The sequence below is a fragment of the Rhodoblastus sp. genome (assembly GCF_052145335.1).
Classification (GTDB): Bacteria; Pseudomonadota; Alphaproteobacteria; order Rhizobiales; family Beijerinckiaceae; genus Rhodoblastus.
Genome location: NZ_JBKQOU010000141.1, coordinates 1 through 4,403 on the forward strand (window position 1 = coordinate 1; position 4,403 = coordinate 4,403).

The window sequence follows — 4,403 nt, forward strand, 5'->3', positions numbered from 1 at the left end:
CCGCCGTCGCCGTCTATGAAACTGGCGAGGCTGCGGGGCTCATTCTCGAATTGTCGCGTCAAATCAAGGCCGCCAATCTCACCAAAATGCGCCGCGAGGCCAAAGGCGAAGACTGGGTGGCGGCACATTTCGGTCAGTTGCCGCTGGTTGGGCCTTACGTCTCGGCGATCCGCCATTTCCAGCTCACCCACCAGAGTCTGGTCGGCGAACTGGGACGCATCCGCAACCGCGCCCAAAAAGAAGTCACGCGGCTGCGCGCTGTTCATCAGCAACTGGAGGAGCAGGAGATCGCAACCGAGCGGGTGCTGCGCGAAATGATGACCCATATCGCCGCTTGTCAGCTGGCCGTGGGCGAGGCGCGCGAAAACTTCGCAGCGCAACGCGAGGACTTGCTGAATGGCGACCGCGATCCCTTCAAATTGCAAAAACTTCGCGATCTTGGCGAGAATATTTCCATTATGGAGACGCGGCTGATCAATGCCAGGGTAAGTTTCGTCGAGAAATTGCTGGCGATGCCCGATATACGGGCGCGGCAATCAGCGGCGCGGATCGAGATTTCCAACACAATCGACACGATCCAGAACGATATACCGGATCTCGCCAGCGCCATTGGCCGGCTGGTCGCGTCATACCATATTGGCCAGGCGCAGAAGTCGACGGAATTACGCCGCGAGATGCGCCGTCAGCTGTCTGAGGCCAACGCTGACGCGCTCGACAATGTCTATCTCAATGCCAAACGCAGTCAGGCTGGCGCGACCGCCGAAATTGAGGATCTGTCCGTCCGGGTCGAACGGCTGATGAAAACCCTGGAGGCCGGGGCCCAGATCGACGCGGCCAATGCGGCGAGCCGCGCCGAGAGCAATCGCAAGCTCATCGAAATTCGCGACGCCGTGATCCAGGGCCTGTCCTATTCCGCGCACCGTGCGGCCACGGCGCAAGAAGCCGCTCCACAACGGAATTAGCCCATGACCTTTATTCTTGAACCGCATTGCAACGCTTATCTGCCGATGTGCCAGACCCGTGTGGATGTCATCGTCAAGGCTCGCGCCGATCTCGGCGTCCAGCAGGCCCAGACCGGGCCGCTCGAATATGGTCTCATCATCGATTGTTCCGGCTCCATGTCGGAGGGTGGCAAGATCACGTCGGCCAAACTCGCCGTGCGCTCGGCTATCGCCCGCATTCCCGACGGAATACGCTTTTTCATCCTCAGCTTTCACAATGAGGCCAGGGTTGTTGCGCCCATGTCGGAGGCCAATATAGGGACCCGCGCCGAGGCGGATCGAGCCGTCTCGCGCCTTGAAGCCCGCGGCGGCACCTCCATGGCGGCCGCCCTGGAGGCAGCCGACAGATTATTCAGCCGCGGCGAACAAACCGTTCGAGTCTCGCATCTGTTCACGGATGGCGAGAACACCGACGAGCCAGGCGTGCTCGAAAAGGTTTTGGGACGGATCAAAGGCCGTTTCCAGTGCCAGTGTCGGGGGATCGGCGAGGACTGGCAGCCGCAGCAATTGCTGCAGATTGCAGAGGCTCTGCTGGGCGAGGCCAAGATCGTCGCCAATGGTGAGGCCATGGCCGCCGATCTGCGCGACACCTTTGGCCGCGCAGCGGCGTTGCGCGCGGCGAATGTGCGCCTGCGCTTCATCGTGCCGCCGAAAATGGCCCGCGTCGTTTCGGTCCGGCAAATGTCGCCGACCATTGTCGACCTCACCGGCCAGGTCATCGCGCAGGACGAGCGCACCTTTGACTACCCGACCGGCGCCTGGGGCACGGAGGAGCGCGATTATCATATCGTGCTGGAGCTGAAACAGCCCGGCGCCATCGGCGAGCAATTGCGCGTGGCGCGGACGGCGGTGGTGACCGGCGACACGGTTGAGAACCAGCCCGCGATCACCGTGACCTGGAGCGACGACGACCGCCAGACCGCGTTGATCGATCCGCACGTGGCCCATTTCACTGGCCAGGCGGAATTGGCGCAAGCGCAGCGCGAGGGGCTGGCGGCGCTGGACCGCGGCGACGCCCAGACTGCCACTGTCAAGCTCGGCCGCGCCATCCAGCTGGCGCAGCAAAGCGGCAATGACGAGGCCACCGTGCGGCTGAAGAAAATCGTCGATGTGGTGGACGCCGACCAGGGCACGGTGCGGTTGCGCGCTGGCGTCAACAAGGTCGATCTGCTTGACGCCGAAGTTTCCGCGACACGCACCGTCCGGCGCGCGCCAACCAAAAGCTCCTGAAAACCGGAACGCACATGGCGACCTATCCCTGTCCCAAGAACGGCTGCGCCTCCACCGATCCCGACTGGTGTTCGGAATGTGGCGCGAACATGCATCCTGGCGCGGCGCCAGCCTCAGCGGCGACGGCGACACTCTGTCCCGATTGCGGCACGCCGCGCGATGCACAGGACGAATGGTGCGGCGTTTGCCGCTATAATTTCAAGGCCGGGAAATCCTTTTCGCCCGTCACCGCCGCCTCGCAGCTGCCCGTTTCGGCTGATCCGCCATCGCTTCCGACCGGAGCGCGAACCGCCGATGTGCAGAAAGCCACCACGCTGGGCGAGCCCAAGGGCGCCTGGTATGTTGTGATCGAATTCGATGCCAGCGTCGATCCCGGACTCGATGCGAGCCAAATCGCGCCGCGTCCAACCCTGACCTTCCCGCTTGATCTGGCGGAAATGCGCATCGGTCGCAAGGGCGGGCGCGACCATCCCGAATTGCCACTGGACGACGAGGGCGTATCGAGCCGTCACGCCAAAATCTCCTTCACTGCCGATGGCGATCCGATCTTGCTCGACCTCAATTCGACCAACGGCACGGTGGTCAATGACGCGCCCATCGCCGCCGGCATTCCTGTGGCTTTGGCCTCGGGCGATGTGATCAAACTCGGCCGCTGGACGCGCATCACCGTGAGGGCGCGCTGAAAGCCATGACCACGAACGCTCCGAGCCTTCCGGCCCTGTTCGCCGAGAAAACCACCTCCATGGCCACTTACAAAATAGCGACACCCGCGCTTTTGCGCGGGGGGCTGGCTTTGCTCGGGGTCCTGCTGCTCGTCTTCGGCGCGGGGCTTGGCTTGATGATTCACGAGACGAAGAACGGCGTGCAAACCATCACCCGCGACACCGCGCCTTCGGTGATAGCGGCGCAACAGATCCGCGCCAGCCTCGCCGCACTCGACGCCAGCGCCGTAAACGCCGCGCTGTTGCGCGGTCCCGCGGCGCAGCAGGCCTGGCGCGATTTCGAGGCCCAGCAGCGGGTGCTGTCGGATTATCTCGTCACCGCCGCGCAGAACATCACCTTCGGCGATGCCGAGCGCGGACCGATCGTCGAAATCGCCGCTTCTCTGCAGCGATACGCCGATCTGATCGGACAGGCGCGGGCGATTCATGGCGATCCGAGTATGCAGACGCCGCCCGAAGCGACGCTGGCGCTGCTGCGCCACGCGGGAACGCTGATTTCCGACCAGCTCGCGCCAGCGGCTGAAGCTCTGAACGGCGTTAATGACAAGGCGCTGGAAAAAAGCTGGGCGGCGCGCAAAATGGCGGGCTTGCGTAATCCGCCGCTGCTGGTGCTCGCTGCGATGGCACCGCTAGCAGTGCTGCTCGCGCTGCAAATCGTTCTAGCGCGGCGCATGCGGCGCAGCCTCAATCCCGGCATGGCCGCGGCGAGCCTGGTTCTGGTCGCCGGCGTGCTGATGCTGGGAACGGGCCTACTGGCGAGCGCGGATCATTTGCGCATCGCCAAGGAGGACGCTTTCGACAGCGTGCGCGCGCTATGGAAAGCGCGCGCGACGCTTTACGCCGCCAATGCCGATGAGAGCTATTTTCTGCTCGATCCGGCGCGCAAATCCGACTACGGCGCAAGTTTTTCCGCCCGCATCGGCCAGATCGCGGGCGGCGGTTTTCTCGATCCGCAGGTACGTGCGGCGCTGGTCAACCGGGCCATCCTCTACCGCGCCCGAGGCTGCCGCTTCGACGATCCCGGCGCGCGGATCCAAAACGCTGGCTATATTGGCGACGAAGTGAACAATGTCACTTTCGAGCATGAATGCGAGGAGGCGGTCAATCTGTTCCCGCTGCTGAAAAACTACGTCGACATAGACCAGAAGATCCGTGCGCTCGACGCCGCCGGAAACCGGGCGGCCGCGCTCGCGCTCGATCTCGGCGAAAATCCGGGTGAGAGCAATTACGCTTTCGCCAAGGTCAATCAGGAACTCGGTCTGCTGATCGATATCAACCAGATGGCTTTTGAGGACAATGCGGCGAGGGCCGCGGGCGATCTGGTCAAGGCGCCCTATATTCTCGGCGTCCTTGTCGCGCTGGTTTGGCTCCTCGCGTTCATCGGCCTGCGTCCGCGCCTTGCCGAATACCGGGGCTGACGCCATGGTTCGCGCCTTTGCCGACATTGACG

The 4,403-nt window shown here is 63.4% G+C and carries 4 protein-coding genes; all 4 read left to right on the plus strand.

Annotated elements, in window-relative coordinates:
* A partial coding sequence (locus tag ACLP2E_RS09915; RefSeq protein WP_442465809.1) for a toxic anion resistance protein occupies positions 1-962 on the plus strand: 962 nt, incomplete at its 5' end.
* Positions 963-965: 3 nt separating this feature from the next.
* Complete coding sequence (locus ACLP2E_RS09920; protein WP_442465810.1) at positions 966-2,231, plus strand: VWA domain-containing protein; 1,266 nt, start codon at positions 966-968, stop codon at positions 2,229-2,231.
* Between the two features lie 14 nt (positions 2,232-2,245).
* A complete protein-coding gene (locus ACLP2E_RS09925) occupies positions 2,246-2,914 on the plus strand; it encodes an FHA domain-containing protein (RefSeq protein WP_442465811.1) in 669 nt (222 codons plus the stop codon).
* Positions 2,915-2,919: 5 nt separating this feature from the next.
* On the plus strand, positions 2,920-4,371 hold the full coding sequence (locus ACLP2E_RS09930) for a hypothetical protein (protein ID WP_442465812.1): 1,452 nt from the start codon (positions 2,920-2,922) through the stop codon (positions 4,369-4,371).
* Positions 4,372-4,403 lie beyond the last annotated feature (32 nt).

Excerpts from the sequence above, each read along its gene's own strand:
- ACLP2E_RS09920 (WP_442465810.1), top strand. The coding sequence starts at position 966 with ATGACCTTTATTCTTGAACCGCATTGCAACGCTTATCTGCCGATGTGC.
- ACLP2E_RS09925 (WP_442465811.1), top strand. The coding sequence starts at position 2,246 with ATGGCGACCTATCCCTGTCCCAAGAACGGCTGCGCCTCCACCGATCCC.
- ACLP2E_RS09930 (WP_442465812.1), top strand. The coding sequence starts at position 2,920 with ATGACCACGAACGCTCCGAGCCTTCCGGCCCTGTTCGCCGAGAAAACC.